Origin of the sequence: Paracoccus simplex (assembly GCF_042648325.1) — a bacterium.
GTDB classification, from domain to species: Bacteria; Pseudomonadota; Alphaproteobacteria; order Rhodobacterales; family Rhodobacteraceae; genus Paracoccus; species Paracoccus simplex.
Map to the genome: position 1 here is coordinate 53,247 of NZ_JBHRXE010000013.1, position 21,832 is coordinate 75,078.

General features: G+C 69.2%; 11 protein-coding genes. 4 read left to right on the forward strand and 7 right to left on the reverse strand.

Annotation, left to right across the window (positions count from 1 at the left end; genetic code table 11):
- Positions 1 to 10: 10 nt before the first annotated feature.
- Together minC and ACFOMP_RS06415 are read right to left on the reverse strand one after the other, a co-directional pair.
- A complete protein-coding gene (gene minC / locus ACFOMP_RS06410; RefSeq protein ID WP_379028662.1) occupies positions 11 to 718 on the reverse strand; it encodes a septum site-determining protein MinC in 708 nt (235 codons plus the stop codon).
- 630 nt (positions 719 to 1,348) lie between these two features.
- Entirely contained in the window at positions 1,349 to 2,209 is an 861-nt protein-coding gene (locus ACFOMP_RS06415; protein ID WP_379028664.1) for a DMT family transporter, read from the reverse strand.
- A 123-nt stretch (positions 2,210 to 2,332) separates the two neighbouring features.
- Here ACFOMP_RS06415 and ACFOMP_RS06420 point away from each other — a divergent pair, with 123 nt between their 5' ends.
- Complete coding sequence (locus ACFOMP_RS06420; RefSeq protein WP_379028666.1) at positions 2,333 to 3,730, forward strand: aminotransferase-like domain-containing protein; 1,398 nt, start codon at positions 2,333 to 2,335, stop codon at positions 3,728 to 3,730.
- Between the two features lie 196 nt (positions 3,731 to 3,926).
- On the opposite strand, the gene ACFOMP_RS06425 is transcribed toward ACFOMP_RS06420, so the two are convergent.
- Both ACFOMP_RS06425 and ACFOMP_RS06430 read right to left on the reverse strand, forming a co-directional pair.
- Positions 3,927 to 5,705 carry an amidohydrolase gene (locus ACFOMP_RS06425; RefSeq protein ID WP_379028668.1) on the reverse strand — a complete coding sequence of 593 codons (1,779 nt, stop codon included), beginning with the start codon at positions 5,703 to 5,705 and terminating at the stop codon, positions 3,927 to 3,929.
- 574 nt (positions 5,706 to 6,279) lie between these two features.
- Entirely contained in the window at positions 6,280 to 6,960 is a 681-nt protein-coding gene (locus tag ACFOMP_RS06430) for a TetR/AcrR family transcriptional regulator (RefSeq protein WP_379028670.1), read from the reverse strand.
- Between the two features lie 227 nt (positions 6,961 to 7,187).
- Here ACFOMP_RS06430 and ACFOMP_RS06435 point away from each other — a divergent pair, with 227 nt between their 5' ends.
- Both ACFOMP_RS06435 and ACFOMP_RS06440 read left to right on the forward strand, forming a co-directional pair.
- The gene (locus tag ACFOMP_RS06435; RefSeq protein WP_289896055.1) at positions 7,188 to 8,408 is read left to right on the forward strand and encodes an HlyD family secretion protein; all 1,221 of its coding nucleotides are present in this window, start codon (positions 7,188 to 7,190) and stop codon (positions 8,406 to 8,408) included.
- A 3-nt stretch (positions 8,409 to 8,411) separates the two neighbouring features.
- A complete protein-coding gene (locus ACFOMP_RS06440) occupies positions 8,412 to 10,007 on the forward strand; it encodes a DHA2 family efflux MFS transporter permease subunit (RefSeq protein WP_379028672.1) in 1,596 nt (531 codons plus the stop codon).
- A gap of 3 nt (positions 10,008 to 10,010) precedes the next feature.
- Here ACFOMP_RS06440 and ACFOMP_RS06445 read toward each other — a convergent pair whose 3' ends face one another.
- The 3 genes from ACFOMP_RS06445 to ACFOMP_RS06455 are packed head-to-tail and all read right to left on the reverse strand — an operon-like array spanning position 10,011 to position 20,829.
- Entirely contained in the window at positions 10,011 to 11,276 is a 1,266-nt protein-coding gene (locus ACFOMP_RS06445) for an MgtC/SapB family protein (RefSeq protein ID WP_379028674.1), read from the reverse strand.
- A gap of 55 nt (positions 11,277 to 11,331) precedes the next feature.
- On the reverse strand, positions 11,332 to 12,462 hold the full coding sequence (locus ACFOMP_RS06450) for a DJ-1/PfpI family protein (RefSeq protein WP_379028676.1): 1,131 nt from the start codon (positions 12,460 to 12,462) through the stop codon (positions 11,332 to 11,334).
- 24 nt (positions 12,463 to 12,486) lie between these two features.
- Positions 12,487 to 20,829: a GH36-type glycosyl hydrolase domain-containing protein gene (locus tag ACFOMP_RS06455; RefSeq protein ID WP_379028678.1), complete on the reverse strand. Its 8,343-nt coding sequence runs from the start codon at positions 20,827 to 20,829 to the stop codon at positions 12,487 to 12,489.
- A gap of 528 nt (positions 20,830 to 21,357) precedes the next feature.
- On the opposite strand from ACFOMP_RS06455, the gene rnk reads away from it, so the two are divergent.
- Positions 21,358 to 21,771 carry a nucleoside diphosphate kinase regulator gene (gene rnk / locus ACFOMP_RS06460; RefSeq protein ID WP_289896060.1) on the forward strand — a complete coding sequence of 138 codons (414 nt, stop codon included), beginning with the start codon at positions 21,358 to 21,360 and terminating at the stop codon, positions 21,769 to 21,771.
- Positions 21,772 to 21,832: the final 61 nt, after the last annotated feature.

Below are 21,832 nucleotides of genomic sequence, written 5' to 3' on the forward strand. Positions count from 1 at the left end.
CGATCATGGGTTATTTCAGCGATTCGATGCGCAGCCGCTCGCCGTCGAGCCAGACCTGCACCAGTTCCCGCGGCGTATCCGGCCCCAGATCCTCGCTGGTGCGGTAGAGCCCGGCGATGGCCAGCAATTCGGCATCCAGGGCGTGACAGAAGATCCGGGCCGAGCTGTCGCCGTTGACCCCGGCCAGGGCGCGGCCGCGCAGCCGGCCATAGACATGGATGTTGCCGGTGGCAATCACCTCGGCGCCCGAACTGACCGAGCCGACGATCACCAGGTCGCCGCGATCCGCAAAGACCAGTTGCCCCGAGCGTACCGGCTGGGCGATGAGCTTCGAGGCCTGCGGCAATTCCTTGACCACCTGAACCGCCTCGGGGCGGCTGCCCTGGCGCGACACCCGTTCCAGCGGCACGTCGCGGCCGCCGGGCAGTGAAATCAACCCGGCCACGGCCGCAGCCCGCGCCTGGGCGGCGGTGCCGCTCTGCACGCCGAAAACCGAGAGCTTGCGCGCGCGCAGGTCTGCGGTGAACTGCAGCAGCTCGTCGGCGCTGTCCATGCCCTCGGCCTGTTCCAGGTCGACGACCAGCGGAGCATTGTCAAAGAACAGCGGCGTCTGCGCCAGCCGTGCGTCGAGCGCGTCGAAGAAGCTCCGATCCGGCCGTCCGGTCAGATGCAGGGCCACCGCCGTGAAGAAGCGGCCGCGGATTTGTAATGGTCTCACGGTCGCGACTCGTTCGGTCGCGCGTTTGCCGGATTGCATTCTCGTCTGCTCGGTTATGCTCGATTCTGTGCCGCGCTGGATTGCGGCGCTTTGATCCGTCTTCCTAATACGTCGAGACGGCAGCGTCCATGCGGTTCTGCCGCCGTTCACGATTTCGGCAGAGTCGCGCCGGCGTCCGGCACGCCTTGGGCGGGAATCCGTCATCCGGCGCCGGGACATATTTGATGACATAAGACGGATTATCCAAATATAATCCGTAGAAGCAAAGTAGAGTTGTCGCCTCTGCCCTGATGGCTGACGCTGCTGCTGCGCGGTGCAGCGTGGCAGGCTTCGGGCATGGGACTTGTTCTGATGAGCGAGCGCGAGCTTCGACGAACAAACGGGGGGACGAATGCCCTGTCGGGACGCGGGTGCGCATGAAGATGCTCTCTTGTGCGCAGGACGAGGCGGATATGGCCAGGGCGCGCGTCACAAAGAAAAAGAAGGAGATGCGGGGGATCAATGCCCCAGGCTTGGGGCAGATCTTGCAGAACGCGCGGCTTGGCAGGCATGGTCCAAGAAGCAGGCCTATGTGATCGGATATTCAGCCAGAATCCGCGATGGGGGTGGTCTTCCCGACCTGTCTGAGCGTCACGCGTATCGCCTGGCCCCGGCGACGCAGAGGACGACGATAACGGCAGAGGCGATCATGGGCCAGGCGATGGGCTCGTGCAGCAAGAGCGCTGCCAGAAGGAAACCGAAGAAGGGTTGCAGAAGCTGCAGCTGCCCGACACCCGCAATGCCGCCGAGCGCGAGGCCGCGATACCAAAAGATGAAGCCGACCATCATGCTGAAGACCGAGACATAGGCAAGGCCGATCCAGGCCGGCGCGGTGATCGGGGACCAGGCGCCGGGCAAGGTGAACAGCGCGATCGCCGCCATGACCGGCAGGGACAGCAGCAAGGCCCAGGAGATGACCTGCCAGCCGCCGAGTCGGCGCGACAGCGCGGCGCCCTCGGCATAGCCAAGGCCGCAGGCCAGGATCGCGGCGATCATCAGCAGGTCGCCCGCCGGCGTGCCGCCGCCGCTGCCATGAAGCGCGAAGCCCGCGACCGCCACTGCGCCGATCACCGCGAAGACCCAGAAGGCGGGCTCGGGCCGCTCGCCACCCCGCAGAACGCCGAAGATTGAGGTCGCCAGCGGCAGCATTCCGACGAAGACGATGGAATGCGCCGCGGTGATGTGCTGCAGCGCCAGCGCGGTCAGCAGCGGAAAGCCCAGAACGACGCCGAAGGCGACCAGCGCCAGCGAAAGAAGGTCGCGGCGTTCCGGCAGCGGCTGACGGAACGCGGCCAGCAAGGCCGCCCCCAGCAGCGCGGCGATCACCGCACGGGCCGAGGTCAGGAAGATCGGCGAGAAATCCGCCACGGCGACGCGGGTGGCCGGCAACGACCCGCTGAAGATGATGACGCCCAAGAGGCCGCTGCCCCAACCCGCCGTTCCGCGTTCCATGTGATCCCCTTGCTTTTTCAGTGTCGTGCATAGCGATCCGGTGCTGGCCAAGACAGGAACAGCACAATACAATTCATGAAAACCGTATAGGCGGCATGACCGATACAGTTGGGGGCAAGGCGGATGGCGAAGGATCGGGGACTTACGCGGACCGAGGCGCTGATGGATGCCGTCCGCGCGCGGATCGCGAACCGGGCTCTGGCGCCCGGTGATCGCCTGCCCTCGGTCCGGGGCTTCGCGAGGACCATGGGCGTGTCGCCCTTTACCGTGGTCGAGGCTTACGGCCGGCTAGAGGCCGAGGGGATCATCCGCGCCCGGCGCGGCTCGGGCTTTTATGTGACCGGGGCCGACCTGCCGCCGATGGCCCTGGCCGGGATGGGGCCGACCCGCGAACGCGACGTCGATCCCTTCTGGGTCTCGCGTCAGTCGCTGGACGCCGACGCCTCGGTCCTGAAGCCGGGCTGCGGCTGGCTGCCGGCGGACTGGATGCCGCAGGGCGCGATCCGCAAGGGGTTGCGGGCGTTGGCCCGCACCGATGACGCCGCGCTGGCTGATTATGGCAGCACGCGCGGCGCGCCCGCCTTGCGGCGGTTGCTGTTGGGCCGCTTCGCCGACGAGGGCATCGCCGCCACGATGGATCATGTCCTGCTGACCGGCTCGGGGACGCAGGCCATCGACCTGATCTGCCGGCTGCTCTTGCGGCCCGGTGATACGGTGCTGGTCGACGATCCCTGCTATTTCAATTTCCAGGCTCTGCTGCGCGCGCATCAGGCGCGGGTGGTCGGCGTCCCCTTCACGCCCTCGGGGCCCGACGTTTCCGCCTTCGAACACGCTCTCGTCCGCGAAAATCCGCGCCTCTACATCACCAATTCGGCACTGCACAACCCGACCGGCGCCAGCCTTTCGCCGCAGACCGCGCATCGGGTGCTCAGCGCGGCCTCGGCCCACGGGCTGACCATCGTCGAGGACGACATCTTCGCGGATTTCGAGCCGGCGCCGTCGCCGCGTCTTGCGGTGCTGGATGGGCTGAACCGCGTCACCAGGATCGGCAGCTTCTCGAAGACGCTGTCGGCTTCCGTGCGCTGCGGCTATATCGCGGCGCGGCCGGACTGGATCGAGGGGCTGGCCGATTTGCAGGTCGCAACCAGTTTCGGCGGTCCCAGCCCGGTTGCGACCGAACTGATCGCGGGCGTCCTGGCCGGCGGCACCTATCGCAAGCATATGGACGAGTTGCGCCAGCGGCTGGCCCGCGCCCGGAAGGATGCGGCGGACCGGCTGCAACCGCTGGGCCTGGTGCCCTGGACCATGCCGCGCGGCGGCTTCTACCTGTGGTGCCGCCTGCCCGGCGGCCATGATTCCGCCGCCATCGCGCGGCGTTGCATGGCGGAAGGCGTCGTGCTGGCGCCGGGAAATGTGTTCAGCGTCTCGCAATCGGCCGGCGGCTTCCTGCGCTTCAACGTCGCGCAATTGGACGCCGCGCGGATTTTCTCAGTGCTTCAGGCGGCTATCAGCGAAAAATGACACGAGGGCGGTGAAGAAACCTCGTCCGCGATGCCTGGGGTCAGGGCCCATTGATCTGTCATATCCAGAAGATGACGGTTGCAGCGAGGGCTGAAGTCGACGGATCCTGACCCCAGGCGCGCGGAACGGCCTGTGGGCCGGCGCGGCGACAATTCCGGGGATGGCCCCGGTTGTTGCCGCCGTGCCGGGTGGGCCGTCAAAGATGCGAATGGGACACCGTCAGGGCGTGCTCCAGTGCCGCGCGCATGAAGGCCGTATCGTCGGCGGGCCGCATGTTCCGCTGTGGCATCAGTGAGGCCCGTTTTTCCGGCTGCCCGGCGGGCAGCACTCGGCCTTCCATCACCGTGCCCCAGACGCCGATGTCCCTGAGGGCCTTCGGCTCGACCTCCAGCGGGTTCGCGTCGAGGATCGTCAGGTTCGCGCGCTTGCCGGGGACGATGCTGCCGATCTCGTCCTCCATCTTCAGCGAATAGGCTGCTTCGATGGTCACGCCACGCAGCGCATCCTCGACCGAAACGACTTGCTCGGGTGCTGCGACGCGCCCCGAAGCGGTGATGCGGTTGACCGCGCACCACATCAGGAACAGCGGGTCGCAGGGCGCCATGGGCATATCGGAATGAAGCGACCACCGGATGCCGGCTTTGGTCAGGTCGCCCAGACGAACCATGGAATCCGCCCGCTCGGGGCCAAGGCCCACCTTGGAATACTGGTCCGACAGCGCGGTGACGTAATAGGGATTGCCGCTGACGATGGCGCCCAATGCCTTGATCCGCTGCACCTGATCCGGGGCGCTGACCGCGAAATGCACGATGACCGTGCGGTGGTCGTAACGCGGGTTGCGGCGCAGGTTCGCCTCAAGCGTGTCGAGCACCCGGTCAAGCCCGGCATCGCCATTGACATGGACATGGATCTGATAGCCCGCGTCCCAGAAGATCCGGAAGGCGCGATTGAACAGATCCTCATCCATCATCCATTCGCCATGATGGTCGTCGAGATAGGGATCGCGCACCTGCATGAGCTGCGAATAGATCGCGCCGTCGGCGAACAGCTTGGCCTGCCGGGGCGCCAGGCTGGTCATGCCGCCATACCAGGGCGCCATCGCCTCGGCCGCCGCGACGACCTCGGCATCGTCCTCATGCGCGGCGGTGACGGTCTTGGCATCGACGATGAAGGACCAGCGGAACGGCATGTCGGGGCTGGAGAAGATCGCGTTCACGCCGTCCTGAACCGCTTTCGAGACGATCCCGCCCGGCTCGTTGCCGAAGGTGATCCCCTTGCCGTGCATGTAGTCGCGCGAGATTTCCAGCCCCGCCTGCAGCCGCTCGGGCGAGGCGGCAAACGAGGCGATGTTCGGCAGGACGGCGAACACGCCCTGTTCCCAGAAATGCCCTTCCTCGAAATTGGACTGCTTGCGTGCGGATTCGGCGAAGCCATCGACCAGTTCCTGGGTTACGCCGCCCTCCTCGAGGGCCGCGCTGTTCATGAACATCTCGTGGCAGGACCGTCCCCAGACGAAGATCGGGCGGTCCTTGCTGATCGCGTCAAGCTCGGCCCTGGTGAGCGGTCCGTAGAAAGCCGGATGATAGCCCCAGCTCAGCACCGGCTCCTTGGGATCGGTGCGTGCGTTCACCGCCTTCGTCAGCCGGTCGACGAAATCCTGCTTGTCCTTCACGGCCGGGACGGTGCCAGAGGGCAAAGCCCAGTCCTCGATCGAGAGGATTTCCGACGACATCGTCAGAGCGGCAAGGACGGGATGGTCATGCTGGGCGATGAAGCCGGGGACGATGACCTTGTCGGCAAAGCGGTCATCGACCCGATGAGGCCGATCTCCGACGGTCTGTTGGACCTCGTCCAAAGAGCCGACGGCAAGGATACGGCCGCCCACCACGGCGATGGCCTTTGCGCTGGGACGGTCTGGGTCGAGGGTGACGATCTCACGCGCCTGGTAGATCGTCGCCTCGGGCGCGGAGTTCATGAGGAGCCCCACATCCGTCAGAGATTTTGTCTGACCGAAGGCTCGGGCGACAGGGCCCAGCAATGCAATGCCAGCGACGCCCCCCAACAGGATGCTTCTACGCGTAACGAGGGTCATACTGATGCTCCTTCTCGCACCCTAAATGCGGCGAGCGTAACACAGGCTTTAACCGAATCAACGATTGTGCGCGGCCCTCCAAGCGGTCCCAAGAAACCTGCTGAGCGCTCGCTGGCCTGGAAAGGCCAGCCAACGATCCTGCCCGGCAGTTTCGCTGGTCCGTCTCCGATCTTGGAGACAGGTGCTGGGAGGACGCAGACCGCATTTGCGGGGACGGTCGGCAGTAATATGCCTTGCAGAGCTGCACCGAATGACGGGTTCGACCGCATGGCTGCCCCCGGGCTGCTTGCGCCGCCGTCCCCATCCCCGTCCCTGGGGCCCTTCGAATGGAAAGCGGGGCGGCTCAGCGCCTGGTGCGACCGCCCTGCCCCAAGACGACATTTCCAGATGGTTCCGGGGTCGTCATTTTATACTGGTGACACCATGCGCCGCCGGCGTCGCCAGCGGATTCGCGGATTCACTGCCGGGGTTCGGGCGCCGTGGCATTCGGCGCGTACACGGCCAGGAAGCGCGCCACCCGACGGCGCACGAAGGCGTCGGTCCCGGCATCGGAAAGCGGCGGCATCATCAGCAGCGCCCGGCGCTGCAGCCCGGCCAGCACCAGATCGACGAATTCGGCACCCGCCTCGCGGCAGTCCTGCATCGCCAGGTCGCCCCGGGTGACGCGCAGCGCGAAATACTCGGCCAAGGTCTCGATCGAGCGCATGGGCCCGGCCTCGTAGATCTTCCGGGCCAGGTCGGGGAATTTTTCGCCGGCACCGATCATCATCCGCATCGCTGCCATCACCTCGTCCTGCAGCAGCGTGTCGATCATGCTGCGGGCGATCTGGCGCAGCTCGTGTTCCACCCCCTCCACCCCGGCGCCAAGCTGGCGGATGGTCCGCTGCAGCCGGCCGCATTCGGTCAGCACCAGCGCCTCGAACATCGCCTCCTTGCTGTCGAAATAGACGTAGAGCGTGCCCTTGGACACCCCGGCCGCCCGCGCCACGTCCTGCATCGAGGCGCCCTCGAAGCCCTGGGCCAGGAACATGCGCCGCGCGCCGTCCAGGATCTGCCGGCGCTTCGGGTTGTCCTCGGGTTCGGGCGGGCCGCATCCGCCCGGGTCGCGGGATGCGCGCTGGCTGCTGGGATCGCTCAACTGGGCCTCCTGTCGCTGTGCCCTCGAGGTTATGCCGCATGCGGCCGACGGGTCCATCCCCGACCTGCCGCCCGTCCCTGCGCCCGTTCGCTGAATGGCATCAGAATATATTGACCGAACGGTTCGGTCAATACTATAAGCAGGACAAACCCCCTTTCCGACTCGCGCCCGGCTGTGCTGCGGCTCCGGCCGCCTGCCCCGGCAGCCCCATATCGAAAGGCCTGAACATGGCATCGACCGGCAAAGATGCGTCCGCGGCACCGGCGCAGAAATCCGGCTCCGGCAAGGCCAAGCGCATCCTGGCCGGGCTGGCATTGGTGGCGCTGGCGGCGATCGGCTACCAGGGCTGGCACTGGTTCAGCTTCGGCCGGTTCCACGAGGAAACCGACGATGCCTATCTGCAGGCCGATCTGGTGCAGCTGCAGGCCCGCGACACCGGCTATATCGCCGAGATCCTGGTGGCGCCGAACGCCCCAGTAACCAAGGACCAGGTGATCGCCCGCATCGACCCCGAGGATTACCGGCTGGCGCTGGAAACCGCCCGGAACGGGCTGGCCGCCGCCGAAAGCGCGGCCCGCCAGCTCGAGGCGCAGATCACCGCCGGCGAGGCGGCGATCCAGCAGGCCCAGGCGGCGCAGGTCGCGGCCGAGGCGACGAATGACGGCGCGCAGAAGGCGTTTCGCCGCGCGCGCGAGCTGCGGACCAGCTCGGCCGGCACCCAGGCCGCGGTGGACGCGGCCGAGGCCAGCGCGAAATCCGCCGCCGCCCAGGTTCAAAGCGCCAAGGCGGCGCTGGCCGAGGCGCGGGCGCAGCTGGTCGTGCTGAAGGCGCGGCTCGACAGCGCCCGGCTGGATGTGCAATCCGCCCATACCGATATGCGCAAGGCGCAGCGCGACCTGGACTTCACCCAGATCCGCGCCCCCTTCGACGGCATCCTGACCGAGCGGCAGGTCGAGATCGGCTCCTATGTCGCGCCGGGCAGCCGCATCGGCACGCTGGTGCCGGTCGGGAACCTGTATGTCGGGGCCAATTTCAAGGAAACCCAGATCGCCGGTATCCGGCCCGGCGCCCGCGTCTCGATCCGCATCGACGCCTGGCCGGACGAGATGCTGCACGGCACGGTGGAAAGCCTGACCGCCGGCACCGGGCAGGTGTTCAGCCTGCTGCCGGCCTCGAACGCCACCGGCAATTTCACCAAGGTGGTGCAGCGTGTGCCGGTGCGCATCGAGATCGACGCGCAGGACCGCGCCCGCCTGCCCCTGCGCCCCGGCATGTCGGTCATCGCCGAGGTCGATACCCGCACCGGCGAGGACCGGCCGCTGATGCCGGCGCCCGCGCCCACACAAAGCGCCCCGGCCCCGGCGGCCGATCCCGGCGCGGCCGCGACCAGCGCGCTGGACGGCACGGCCGCCGAAGGCATCCGGCAGGCCGCGCGGAACGGGGGCTGAACCATGCCCGCCGACAGCGCGGCGGCGCTGGCCCCGGCATCGGCAGCGCCCGATCAGGACCGCATCGACCCGCGCCGCCTGATCACCTTCCTGCTGATGGTGCTGGGCATGTTCATGGCGATCCTGGACATCCAGATCGTCTCGGCCTCGCTGTCCGAGATCCAGGCCGGACTCGCGGCTTCCAGCGACGAGATCCCGTGGATCCAGACCTCTTACCTGATCGCCGAGGTCATCATGATCCCGCTGTCGGGCTATCTGTCGCGGATGCTGTCGACACGCTGGCTCTTCACCATCTCCTCGGGCGGCTTCACGGTGATGAGCCTGCTCTGCGGATTGTCGAACTCGATGTCCGAGATGATCGTCTGGCGGGCATTGCAGGGCTTCATCGGCGGGGCGATGATCCCGACGGTCTTTGCCTGCGCCTTCACCATCTTCCCGCGCTCGAAGATGCATATCGTCTCGCCGATGATCGGGCTGGTGGCGACGCTGGCGCCGACGGTCGGGCCGACGCTGGGCGGCTACCTGACGGAATACATGAGCTGGCACTGGCTGTTCTTCATCAACGTCATTCCCGGCATCATCGTCACCAGCGCGGCCTTCCTGCTGATCGATTTCGACAAGCCGGACCTGAGCCTGTTCCAGCGCTTCGACTGGTGGGGCTTCCTGGGGCTGGCCTTGTTGCTGGGGGCGATGGAATACGTGCTGGAAGAAGGCGCGGGCGACGACTGGTTCGCCGATGGGCTGATCGTGGCGATGACCGGGGTGATGATCGCCGGCGGCTTCCTGTTCTTCTGGCGCGCCTTCACCGCCGAGGAGCCCATCGTGCGGCTGGACGCCTTTGCCGACCGCAACTTCACCATGGGCTCGGTGTTTTCGTTCGGCCTGGGCATCGGGCTTTACGGGCTGATCTACATCTTCCCGCTCTACCTGTCGGGGATCCGCGGCTACAATTCGCTGCAGATCGGCGAGGCGATGATGGTTTCGGGCATCTCGATGTTCCTGACCGCCCCCATCGCCGGGCGGCTGTCGCAAAGCGTCGATCCGCGGCTGATGATGGGCGCGGGCTTCGCGGTCTTCGCGCTCAGCTGCTGGATGATGACCGGGTTGACCGAAGACTGGGACTATTGGCAGATCTTCCTGCCGCAGATCCTGCGCGGCGTGTCGCTGATGATCTGCATGGTGCCGGTGTCGAACATCGCCCTGGGGATGCTGCCGCCGGAAAAGGTCAAGAACGCCTCGGGCCTGTTCAACCTGACCCGCAACCTGGGCGGCGCGGTCGGGTTGGCGCTGATCAACACCGTTCTGACCAATCGCGAGGATGTCCACTATGCCCGCATCGCCGAAAGCGTGACCGGCGGCAACGACGCGGCGGGACAGGCATTGGGGATGCTGGAACAGGCCTATTCCGGTCTGGGCGATGCGGCCGGCACCGCGGCATTGGCCACGCTGACCAACATGGCGCGGCTGCAGGCGGTGGTCATGTCGCTTGCGGACATCTTCGTGCTGCTGACCGGGCTTTTCGCCGCGCTCGCTTTGCTGCTGTTCTTCGTGCAGAAGCCGGCGCCCGGGGCGGGCGGCGGCGGCGGCGGCGGGCACTGAGCTTCAAGGCAGCAGCGCCCGCGACAGGGCCATCGCCAGCCCGGCCGCGCCGATCCCCAGCCCGCTGACGGCGCCGACGATCAGCCCCAGCCTGGGCCCACCGACCCAGGCTGCAAGAACCGCCTTGGACACGGTGTTGACCGCGACCGCGATCAGGATCGCCTGGGCCGCGGTATCCAGCGCCAGCGTCCCGCCGCCCATCCGCGCCATCGAGATCGAGACCGCATCGACATCGGCGAGGCCCGAGATCGCCGCCACGATCAGCACGCCGATATCGCCCAGCCATTGGCGCAACCCCGCCGCGGCCAGCATCACCACGGCGATGAACCCCGCCAGTTTCAGCGCCGTTCCCACGGCCAGCGGATTGTCGATGGCGAGGACCGGCCGCGCCTCGCGCCGGGCGCGCCGCATCAAAAGCGCGGCGCCGCAGGCGGTCACCGCCGCCATCGCCGCCAGCGGCGGCGCCAGCCCGGCCAGCAGCGCCGGCTGCAACCCGATGGCGATCACGCCCACCCGCAAGACCATCACCACCCCGGCCAGCAGGATCCCCGCGCTCAGCAGCCGGGCCGAGTCCGGGCGATCCTTGCCCAGCCGCGCAAAGGCCAGCGTGGTCGCGGTCGAGGAGGCAAGCCCGCCGGCCGCCGCCATCACCATGATGCCGCGCCGTTCTCCGAACGCCCTGACCGCCATGTAGCCGGCGAAGGAAATCGCCGCGATCAGGATGGCCAGCAGCCAGATCCGATAGGGGTTGACCGCGCCCCAGGGGTCGATGGTGCGGTCGGGGATGACCGGCAGCAGCAGGAAGGACATCGCCGCCAGGGTCAGCCCGGCGCGGATCTCGATCCAGCTCAGCATGGCGACCCAGCGGTGCAGATGCTCGCGCAGCGCCAGCAGCAGGGTCATCGCCACCGCCGCCGCCACGGCCGGCCCCAGCTCTCCGCTGACGGCCAGCGCGCCGAGCAGGAAGACCAGCATCCCGGCCACGCAGGAGGTGGCGCTGACATCCTGGTCGAGCCGCGATTCGAGCCATTGGAAGGCGGCGAAGACCGCCGAGAAGGCGCAGAATACCAGCCCGATCAGCAGCCCGCCGAACTGCGCCGCCAATGCCCCGGTCACCCCGCCCAACAGCCCGGTCAGCGCAAAGGTCCGCAGCCCGGCGGCGCGACGATGGTCCCCTTCCGCGCGGCTCTGCCAGCCGCGTTCCAGCCCGACGAGCAGGCCGATGGCCAGCGACACGGCAAGGCGGGTCAGGATGTCGGTCTGCTCCATGCCGCCACTTTGCCACCGGCCCGGCCCTTGGGCCAGAGGCCAGCGCCGCGGCGGTTCAGCGCGGATATTCCAGTTGCATGGCGACGATCCGCGCGGTCCGTTCGCCATGGCGCGCGGCGATGGCCCGCAGGGCCTGGTCCAGCGCCACGGCCGGGCTTTGGCCGGCAAGGTCGTAACGCCACCGCTTCTGCGGCCATTCGGCCGCGGTGGTCTCGGGCAGCAGGCGGATGCCGTTCCGGCCTTCGACCGCCGCCGTCGAGGCCGCGAAGGTCACGGCCCGCGACCGATAGGTTCGCGACCAGGCATCGGCGACCAGCGCCAGCGCCACCTCGTCCATGCCGGGGCGAAGCTCCAGCCCCACCCGCTCGCGCTTCCAGAAGGCCAGCCGGTTGCCCAGCACCGTCGCGGCAAAGGGCCGGGTCAGGCCGAAGGCGGCGCTGGCATGGCGGGCATCCCAATGCGCCAGCCCCAGATCGCGGGCCACCGCCTCGGCCTTGGCGCGGCCGGAAATGGCCTCGACCAGCACCAGCATCGTCGGCATCGAGGCGGTGATGCCGGTGGTGGTGGCGACGCGGCCGTCGATCACCATGCGCCGGTCGGGCACATAGGCGATCGAGGGGCTGCGGTCGAGCAGCTGCTGCCGGTAATACCAATGCGTCGTCGCCCGCTTGCCGTCCAGCAGGCCGGCGGCGGCGACCACCTTAGCGCCGGCGCAGATGCCGATGATGATCGCCCCGCCTGCGGCCTGCTGCCGCAGCCAGCCGATGACCGCCGGGTCGTCGTCGCGGCTCATGGCCGGAACGATGACGTAATCCGCGCCCGCGGGGTGGCGGGCGTCGAATTCCGCCAGCGTCGCGTCGGGCAGCGCCGCCAGCGCCGGGTAAAGCCGCACCGGGCCGGGCCCGGTCGCCAGCATGGCCACATCGCCGATCCCGGCGCGGCGCAGGATGCCGGCGGGTATCAGGTAGTCGGTGGTTTCGGTGGCGTCGTTCAGGCCGACGATCGCAATCAGCGGCCGCTCGCGTTTCGGAGGCTTCAGCGCCGCCAGCATCGCCCTGGCCTCGGCCTGCGGCACCGGCGGGGGCTGCAGGGCGGCCGGGCCCGGCGGCAGGCTGTAGAGCCAGGCGCCAAGGCCCGCGAGGGGCAGCGCCAGAAACACCAGGATGCCGATCATCAAGCGCCGCATGGGCCGCCCTCCCCTGCCTCGTCGTCAGCCGGACCGGATCTGCAGCGCGCCGGCCTTGTCGCGCGTCACCTCGACCTCGTGCCGGCGGTTGCCGATCATCACGCTGGCGCGGAAGCCCGGCCAGTGCGCGGGCAAGGCGGGCTCCACCTCCAGCCTGTCGCCGCCCTTGATGCGCAGGCCCAGGATATGCTCGACCGCGACCCGGTGCAGCCAGCCGGCCGAGCCGGTATACCAGGTCCAGCCGGCGCGGCCGGTCTTTTCCTCGGCGCCGTAGACATCGGCAGCGACGACATAGGGTTCGCCGCGATAGACCTGCAGCGTGGCCGCGTCGCTGGCATGGGTGATCGGGTTCAGCAGCCGGAACACCCGCCAGGCATCGTCGGCGCGGCCGGCCATGCACAGCGCCTGCACCATCCAGATCGCGGCATGGGTATATTGCCCGCCATTCTCGCGCACGCCGGGCGGATAGCCCTTGATATAGCCGGGATCCTGCGGCGCATCGGCAAAGGGCGGGGTGAACAGCCGCAGCAACATGCCGTTTTCGTCCAGCAGATGCCCCAGCGCCGCGTCCAGCGCCGGGTTGCGCCGCGCCGGCCGCCCGGCACCCGAGATCACCGACCAGCTTTGCGCGATGGAATCGATGCGGCATTCCTGCGACTGGGCCGAGCCCAGCGGCGTGCCGTCGTCATAGAGCCCGCGCAGATACCAGCCGCCGTCCCAGCCGTGCCGGTCCAGCGTCCGCGACAGCCGCGCGGCATGGGTGCGCCAGCGTTTGGCGCGCTCGGCCTCGCCCCGCGCCTCAGCCAGCGGCGCCAGCATGGCGATGGTGCGGGCCAGGAACCAGCCCATCCAGATCGACTGGCCGCGCCCGGCCTCGCCCACCCGGTTCATGCCGTCGTTCCAGTCGCCGCCCAGGAACAGCGGCAACCCCTCGGCCCCGGTGCGGGTGATGGCCAGCTCCAGCGCCAGCGCGGCATGTTCGTAAAGCGTCGCCCGGCGGTCGCTGATCTCGGGCCGGTAGAAGGCATCATGCTCGCCCGGCTCCAGGGCCCGGCCGAGGATGAAGGGCAAGGGCTCGTCAAGGATGCTGCGGTCGCCCGTCACCTCGACATAGCGGGCCAGCGCATGGCCCAGCCAAACCACGTCGTCGGCGATCATGGTGCGCACGCCGGCGCCGGTGCCGGGCAGCCACCAGTGCTGCACATCGCCTTCGGGGAACTGGCGCGAGCCGGCTTCCAGCAACTGGTCGCGGGCCAGCGCCGGGTCATAGACCAGCATGGCCGAGGTGTCCTGCAACTGGTCGCGGAAGCCATAGGCGCCCGAGGCCTGATAGAAGGCCGAGCGCGCCCTGATCCGGCAGGCGATGGCCTGATAGGGCAGCCAGCGGTTCACCATCAGGTCGAAGGCCGGGTCGGGGGTTTCCACCTGCAGCCGGCCGAAGACATGCTGCCAATGGTCGGTCTGGGCGGTGGCGGCCTGCCGGGCGGTCTCGGTCCGGGCCAGCAGCGGCCGGGCGGTTTCGCCGGGCGCGGCGGCCAGCCGGAAGGTGACGGTGCGGCTTTCGCCCGGCTCGATCTCGATCCGGGTCTCCAGCATCATCACCGGGTCGCCGTCATGGCGATGCACGAAACGGTGGCTGAGCGTGGAATCGAACCAGGCCGGCAGGCCGGCATCGCGGTTGCGGCCCTGCCAGATCGGCCGCGACAGGCACAGGCCCGTCACCTCGCTGTCCACCGACAGGACCATGCGCTGGCCGGCATAGTCGATGGAATAGGGATTGTCGCATTGCAGGGCCCGGGCCTCGGGCAGGTAGCGCAGCTGCAGATAGGGCGCGGTCTTGGCGCGCGCGCCGCCCATCACCGGCTCCAGGAACTGCGCCACGTCCAGCGTCAGCCGCCGCGTGCCGCGATTGACCAGCCGCAGCCCGATCACCCGCAGGGGCGCGTCGGGAAGCAGGCTGTGCAGGGCGGTGATCTCCAGCTCGCCCGACCAGGCGGCGAATTCGGAAAAGCCGGCGCCGTGGCGGCATTGGTAAAGCGCCTCGCGCTGGCTCGACAGCGCCGCATAGGGGGTATGGATGGCGCCGGTGCCGACATCGCGGATCAGGATCCCCTCGCCCGGCGGATTGCTGACCGCGTCGTTCGACCAGGGCGTCAGCTGGTGGTCGCGCGAATTGGCCGACCAGGAAAAGCCCGCGCCCTCGGCCGAGATGTGGAAGCCGAAATCGCTGCGGGCCACGACATTGATCCAGGGATTCGGCGTCGCCTCGCCATGGCGCAGGCGCACGACATAATTGCCCTGCGCGTCGAAGCCGCCGGTGCCGTTCCAGAACTGCAACTCCTCGGCCGGGAAGTCGGGATGCAGCGCCGGGCGCTGCAGCGGGCGCGAGGGCGGGCGGGTGATGCCGCGCCGCAGTTCGGCCGGTTCGAGCCGCTGGACCTGCTCGGCCAGGTTGCCGTTCTGGGCATAGATCACCACGCGGGCCACGGCCAGCAGCGTGTCGCGGGTCTCGGGCGACAACCCGTTGGCATCGACGGCAAAGACCGAGGGGCGCGAATGCAGCAGCTGCATGCTGTGACACAGGTTGTTCAGCGCCTCGTGCAGATGCGCGGCGTAGCTGACGCGCTGCTCGTTCAGGATCACCAGGTCGCAGTCGAGGCCGTGCATCCGCAGGTATTCCTGCATGCGGATCGCCTGACGGGCCACCGGCAGCAGGTCGGGATCGTTGATGCGCAGCACCATGATCGGATTGTCGCCCGAGACCGACATCGGCCACAGCGCCGATTGCGAGCCCATGGCATGCTCGGTCTGCGAACTCAGCGCCTCGTTGGGATAGACCAGCAGCGCGGCATAGCGGCGGAACAGCGCCGCCTCCTCGGGGGTGATGTCGGCGTGATGCAGCTGCACCTGGCTGCGGGTCCAGGCCATCTGGTGCTCGTTCTCATAGGCGGATTCGTCGCTCAGCCGGGCATGCGCCTCCTCCAGCGCCGCGCGGCTGGCGGCGGCCGCGGTCCAGAAGGTCACCACCGCCTCCTTGCCCGGGTCGATGGTCAGCCGCCGGGTCAGCGAGAAGATCGGGTCGAGCGTGTAGCTTTCCCCCGGCGCCAGCCCGGCCAGGACGCCCGGATCGTCCAGCGCCTGCGGGGCGCGGATCGTGCGGCCGCGGCCGACGAACAGCCGCCGGTCGGTGGCGGCGCCCGCGGGCACGCCGGCGCCGGTCGCCATGTGCATCAGGTGGCGGTCGGGATCCTGCGGGTTGCGCTTGTTGCGCCGGGCGAAGATGCGGCCCTGGTCCGGCTGCGCCTCGGTGGCGACGAACATGCGCGAAAACGCGGTATGGGCGCGGTCGGCATCGTTGTTGTCCAGCACGATCTCGCCATAGCTGGTCAGTTCGATCTGGCGCGGCCGGTCCGAGCTGTTGCGCAGCTTCACCCGGGCGCCGCGCGCGTCCAGGTCGTCGGACAGGATCACCTCGGTTTCGCAGAAGATGCCCTCGCCGCTGGCGATGAAATTGGCCTTGTAATCGAACAGGCGCGCGGAATAGGCGATGCCGGGGTCGAAGCCGGGCGCCGCCGTCGCCGACCACCAGCGCCCCGAACCGGCATCGCGGATGAACAGGAACTCGCCCCAGGCATCCGCCGCCGGGTCGGGCCGCCAGCGGGTGATGGCGGTGCCGTCCAGCCGCAGCCGGCCGGCACCGCTGGCATCGAGCAGCATCGACAGCCGGCCGTTCGACATGACCGCGACGGTATGCGGGGCCGAGGCGGCATCCGCGACCTCGACGATCTCGGTCTGGCCCAGCTCGGACGGGCCGGGCAGCCGCCGCCGCACCGTCTCGCGCCGCAGGGGCGAGACCTCGCGCGGGGTCTTCTGCTGCAAGAGCGTCGAGACGCTTTCGATCACCGGGTCGGCGTTGAAGCGGTCGCGGTGCAGCCCGTCCATCAGGCAATTGGCGATGGCCAGCAGGCTCATGCCCTGGTGATGCGCCATGACGCTGCGCACCACGGCGGATCTGCGTCCCTCGGGCAGCCGCGAGGGGGTGAAGTCCACCGCGTCGAAAAAGCCGTATGCGCCGCGCGCGCCCAGCCGCGCCAGCCGGCGCAGGTTCTTCAGCGCGCTGCGCGGGCGGAAAGCGGCGGCGATGAAGCTGGCATAGGGCGCCACCACCTGATCGTCGCGCAGCCAGCGCCGCAGCGCCAGTTCCGGCACGCCGAAGGCGTAATACTGATAGTTCATCTGCGCGTCGCGGGCGTTGTAGGCGCTTTCCGACACGCCCCAGGGCCGGCCGGCACGCCAGCCGTCGCGGATCTGCGCCTCGACCGCCACATCGCAGGAGCTGTAGAGGATCGAGCCCGGCGGCTCGTCCATGATCAGCGGCGCCATCAGGTATTCGAACATCGAACCCGACCAGCTGACCAGGGTCGAGCCATAGGGCATGGCGGTCATCGGCCGGCCGAGCCGGTTCCAGTGCTCGGTCGGCAGGTCGCCCTTGGCGATGGCGAAAAGCGAGGCCAGCCGCGCCTCGGAAGCCAGCAGGTCGTAGAAGGACTGGTCCAGCGCGCCCTCGGCGCAGTTGTAGCCGATGGCGAGCAGCTGGCGCTCGGGGTCGTAGAGGAAAGCGAAATCCATCTGGAAGGCGACGGCCCGGGCGCGCTCGGCCAGCGCCGCCATGCGCCGGGCCGAGACGGCCACCTCGTCGGGGTCGATGCGGCCCAAGCTCTCCATCTCGTCGCAGGTGCCGACCAGCCGGCTGGCCCACCAATCCAGCTCGCGCGCGGCGTCGGTCGGCACCTCGGTCACCAGGCCCTGGATCAGCACCTGCAGGTTGGCGGCGGCGCGGGCATAGCTTTGCACATGCAGCGGTGCCAGATGCGGTGCGTCGGCGCAGGCCATGCTGCGCCACAGGCCGGTGATGCGCTCGTCGATGCGGTCGCGCAGCGGGTTCAGGCTGCGCCGCTCGCGCGGGATCGCCGCATGCAGCCGGCGCATCACGGAGAGGATGTCGACGGCGCCCGACAGTTCGGGCAGCAGATACAGCGCCGGGCTGCGCGCCCATTCCTTCAGCGTCGAGGACAGGGTGATCAGCTGCCCGGCCAGGTTGCCGCTGTCCACCGCCGAGATGTAGCGCGTGCCCAGCGGCTCCAGCGTGTCGGTCGCATACCAGTTATAGAGATGGCCGTGGTGCCGCTCCAGCCGCTCGACGGTCGAAAGCGTCGCCTCGATGCGGTCCAGCGCCTCGCCCAGGGTAATCCAGCGGAATTCATGCGCGGTGACGGTCGAGAGCAGGTAGAGCCCGATATTGGTCGGCGAGGTGCGCTCGGCCAGTTTGGGCTGCGGATCGTCCTGATAGTTGTCGGGCGGCAGGTGGTGGGTGCGCCCGGTCACGAAGGTCTCGAAGAAGCGCCAGATCAGCCGCGCCTCGGCCCGCCATTCCAGTTGCTCGTCGCCGGTCAGGGCGCGCGCGCCCTCGTGCTTGATCGGGCGGGCGCTGACCCAGGCGATCAGCGGCGCCCCCAGCCACAGGACGCCGAGCGCCAGGGCCGGCGCCAGGTTCTCGGGGCGCAGCAGCGCCACCAGCGCCACGAAGCCCAGCCCCAGGACCAGCCCGCCGCGCATCAGCGCCAGATAGCCCAGCGGCGTCTCGTGCCCGCGGCTGGCCACGGCATCGGTGGTGGTCCATTCCAGCAGGCCGCGCCGCGACAGATAGACCCGGCACAGGCTGCGCACCGTGGCGTCCACCATGCTGAAGGCCATCTGGGGCAAGAGCGTCAGCCGCATCATGAAGGCCATGACCTGGTCGATCAGCTCGTTGCCGATGACCAGCATGTGGCGCAGCGGCGCCACCCCGGACTGGCGCGGCATCAGCCCCATCAGCCAGCCCAGAAGCTGCGACAGGCCGGCCGAGACGCCCAGCAGCCCCAGCCAGAACATCGCGTCGGCATGCGGCAGGCCGATCAGCGCCACCAGCGCCGCCAGCATCAGCCCCACCGGCAAGAGGCTGCGGCGCAGGTTGTCGACGATGCGGAACCGCGCCAGCGCGTCCAGCCCGTTGCGCAGATCCAGAAGATAGGGCAGCAGCTGCCAGTCGCCGCGCGCCCAGCGGTGCTGGCGCGACAGGTCCACGTCGAAGCGCTTGGGATAGTCCTCGATGAAGTTCACGTCGGTGGCCAGCGCCGCGCGCAGCCAGGCCCCCTCGATCAGGTCGTGGCTCAGCACCGAGTTCTCGCGGATGCCGTCCTGCGCGGCGGCGATGAAGGCATCGACGTCATAGATGCCCTTGCCGGTATAGGTGCCCTGGTCGAACAGATCCTGATACAGGTCCGAGACGGTAAAGACATAGGGGTCCAGCCCCTTGTCCTGCGACAGGATGCGCTGGAAGGGCGAGGTCTGGCTGCCGTGTTTCAGAAGCGAGGTCACGCGCGGCTGGATCAGCCCGTGGCCGCGGGCGATGCGCTGCCGCGCCGGGTCATAGACCGGCCGATTGACCGGATGCGCCATCATGCCCACCAGCATCCGCACGGTGTCGCGCGGCATCCGGGTGTCGGCGTCCAGCGTCACCACATAGCGGATGGCCTCGGGCGGGCGCGGGCCGGTATCGACGAAGCTGGTGTCGTGGCTGCCGCGCAGCAGCGCGTTCAGCTCGACCAGCTTGCCGCGCTTGCGCTCCCAGCCCATCCAGATGCCCTCGGCCTCGTTCCATTGCCGGCGGCGGTGCAGCAGGTAGAAGCGCTGCCCGGTATGGGCATATCGCTCGGACAGCGCGGCGATGCCCTGGCGGGCATAGGCCAGCAGTTCGGCGTCGCGCGGCGTCGTTTCCTCGGCCGCGTCGGTGAAATCCGCCAGCAGCGCGAAGCTCAGCGTCGGGTCCGGGTTGGCCAGGTAATGCACCTCGAGATTGCTGAGCAGGTCGTCGATGGTGTCCAGGCTGGTCAGCAGGCAGGGCACGGCCACCAGCGTCGCATGTTCGGGCGGGATGCCGTCCTTGAACCCATAGGCGGGCAGTTGCGACGGCGCGATCAGCCGGCTGGCGACGAAGCGCAACAGCGCCAGCGATGCGTCGAGGAACGGCGCCAGCGACAGCAGGATCAGCGCGGCGGCCAGAAAGCCCCCGGTCTGCGAGGGCACATAGGCCAGGCACAGCCCCAGGGCCAGCGCCATCAGCGCCGCCAGGGGCACCACCAGGGCAAGGACGCCCTGGTGGCGCAGCAGCCGGGCCAGCCGCTCGCGCCAGACCGGGCGATAGCCGCATTCGGCCTCGAAGCGGGCCGCGTCGTCGCCCAGCAGCACGACCGAGGCCGGGATGCCGCGCCGCGCCGCCGCCGCCAGCGCCCGCTCGGCCACCTCGGGTTCGGACAGCTCCGAATGGCGCGCGATCATCTCGATGCGGTTGCGGGTGGCGTTGCGGCTCTGCGGGGCCAGCCGCCGGTGGTCGGGATCCTCGCGCAGGATCGCCTCGGTGCGGCTGGTGGCCTCGAACCATTCGCGCCAGTTGATCTCGTCCAGCCGCTTCAGCGCCCGGATGACATGCGCGGCGGTGACGTTGTTGGCGGTCTGGCGCAGCTGCTCGCCGGTCATCATCTGCTCGGCGGTTTGGCCCTGCGCCTCGAGCCGCCGGGCCAGTTCGGCGGTGATGGCATGGGTGCGGTCCAGCCCGGCATGGATGCGATAAATCACATGCGCCACGAAGGCCGGATTCTGCAGCGAGGCGCCGGGCACCACCAGGTCGAAATCCGCCGGGCCGGGATCGTCCTTGGCCATCAGCCGGTCCATGGCGGCATTGGCCTCGCGCCGGCCACGGCGGGCCTGCTCGGCCTCCTCGCTCAGCCGCAGCATCCGCAAGAGCAGCGCATAGCGCAGCATCGAGGGCAGCGACCACAGCTCGCCGATGGTCAGCCATTCGACCTGCTGCGCGCCGGCGATGAAATCGGCGAAGCTGCGCTCGCGCAGGTCGCCGTCGGTCATCGCGACATAATCCCAGGCCAGCGCCAGCACCCGCGGAATCGGCTCGGCCGCCGGCCGGAAGCGGCCGCGCGGCAGCGAGCGCAGGAAATCCGGACGCAGGTCGCGATGCAGGTGGCGATAGGTCTCGGCGATGGTGTGGTAATTGTCGAGCAGCCAGCGCGTCGCGGTGGTGATGTGCTCGTCCTCGGCCTCGGCCCGCAGCGCGGCCTGGTAAAGCATGCGCTGGTCGCTGTCGACCTGTTTCAGGTCGAAGCGCGCGGCGCGTTCGTCGAAATGCGCCGCCTGCAGCGCCCCCCGCCGCAGCACCTCGCGGCCCGCGGCCTCGAAAACCGAGGCGGCGGTCATGCCGGTCCGGCCGCCTTCCGCGATGCCACCCCCGTCGGGCGCGCCCCCGTCTGGCTGCATGGTTTCGCTCTCCCCTTGCCGGGCCCCCTTCATGAAAAGGCTGCGGCCGGGCAGAGGTTCCCAAAAACTCGCGCCGTCTCTTTCGCCGGTTTCCGGGCGCCGGCCTGTCGGGTCTGGGTCTGGGCCGCGGTCAGGCCCCGCGTGGCCGGCCGATCCGCGGGGGACGGCCTGGTGTTCATCCTTTCTCCCCTGGCTCCTCCGCGCGGCCGGGGCGGGCCGACCCTGCCGCCGGGCCGGATGCTCCAGCTTTTGCCGCGCGTCGGACCCATGGCGGTGTCGGGATGCGCGGGCATGGACGCCGCCCTCGACTCGTCCCGCCCCGACGGCTAGACTGCCGCCATGACCAGTTGCTTCCCCCCGCGCAGGAGCCGGTGCCATACCGGTGTGCTGCTGACGCGCCTTCTGCCCCGGGCAGAGGCGTTGCCGCGCTGACCTCGCGCCCGGGGTTCCCCCATCCAGCCCCCCCCCCTTGCCCGAACGGCCGCATTCCGGCCGGGGCGCCGCATGAGATTGCCTGAAGGAGCCGACATGGCCAAAACATCGCGACCGCCGGTCATCATCGCCAGCGAAACGCTCGACCGGCTGGAACGCCTTGCCGAGGCGGCAATGGCGCGCAACCCCGAGCTTGCCGACCGGCTGCTGACCGAACTGGCCCGCGCCCGCACCCTGCCGCAGGCGCGGATGCCCGAGGACGCGGCCGGCATCGGCAGCGCCGTCACCTTTCGCGACGAAAGCACCGGGCGCGAGCAGACGGTGGTGCTGGCATGGCCCGAGGATGCCGACATCGCCGCCGGCCGCGCCTCGGTGCTGACGCCCATCGGGGTGGCGCTGATCGGGCTGCGCACCGGCGCGCGCTTCACCTGGGACACCCGCGCGGGCGAAACGCGCGAGTTGACGGTGCTGGCCGTCGATCCGGCCGCGCCGGCAAGCCCCGCCGCGTGACGGAGCCGGCAGGATGCGACGGAACCCCAGGTTTTCGCTTCCGGACCACGGCCCCGCGCCG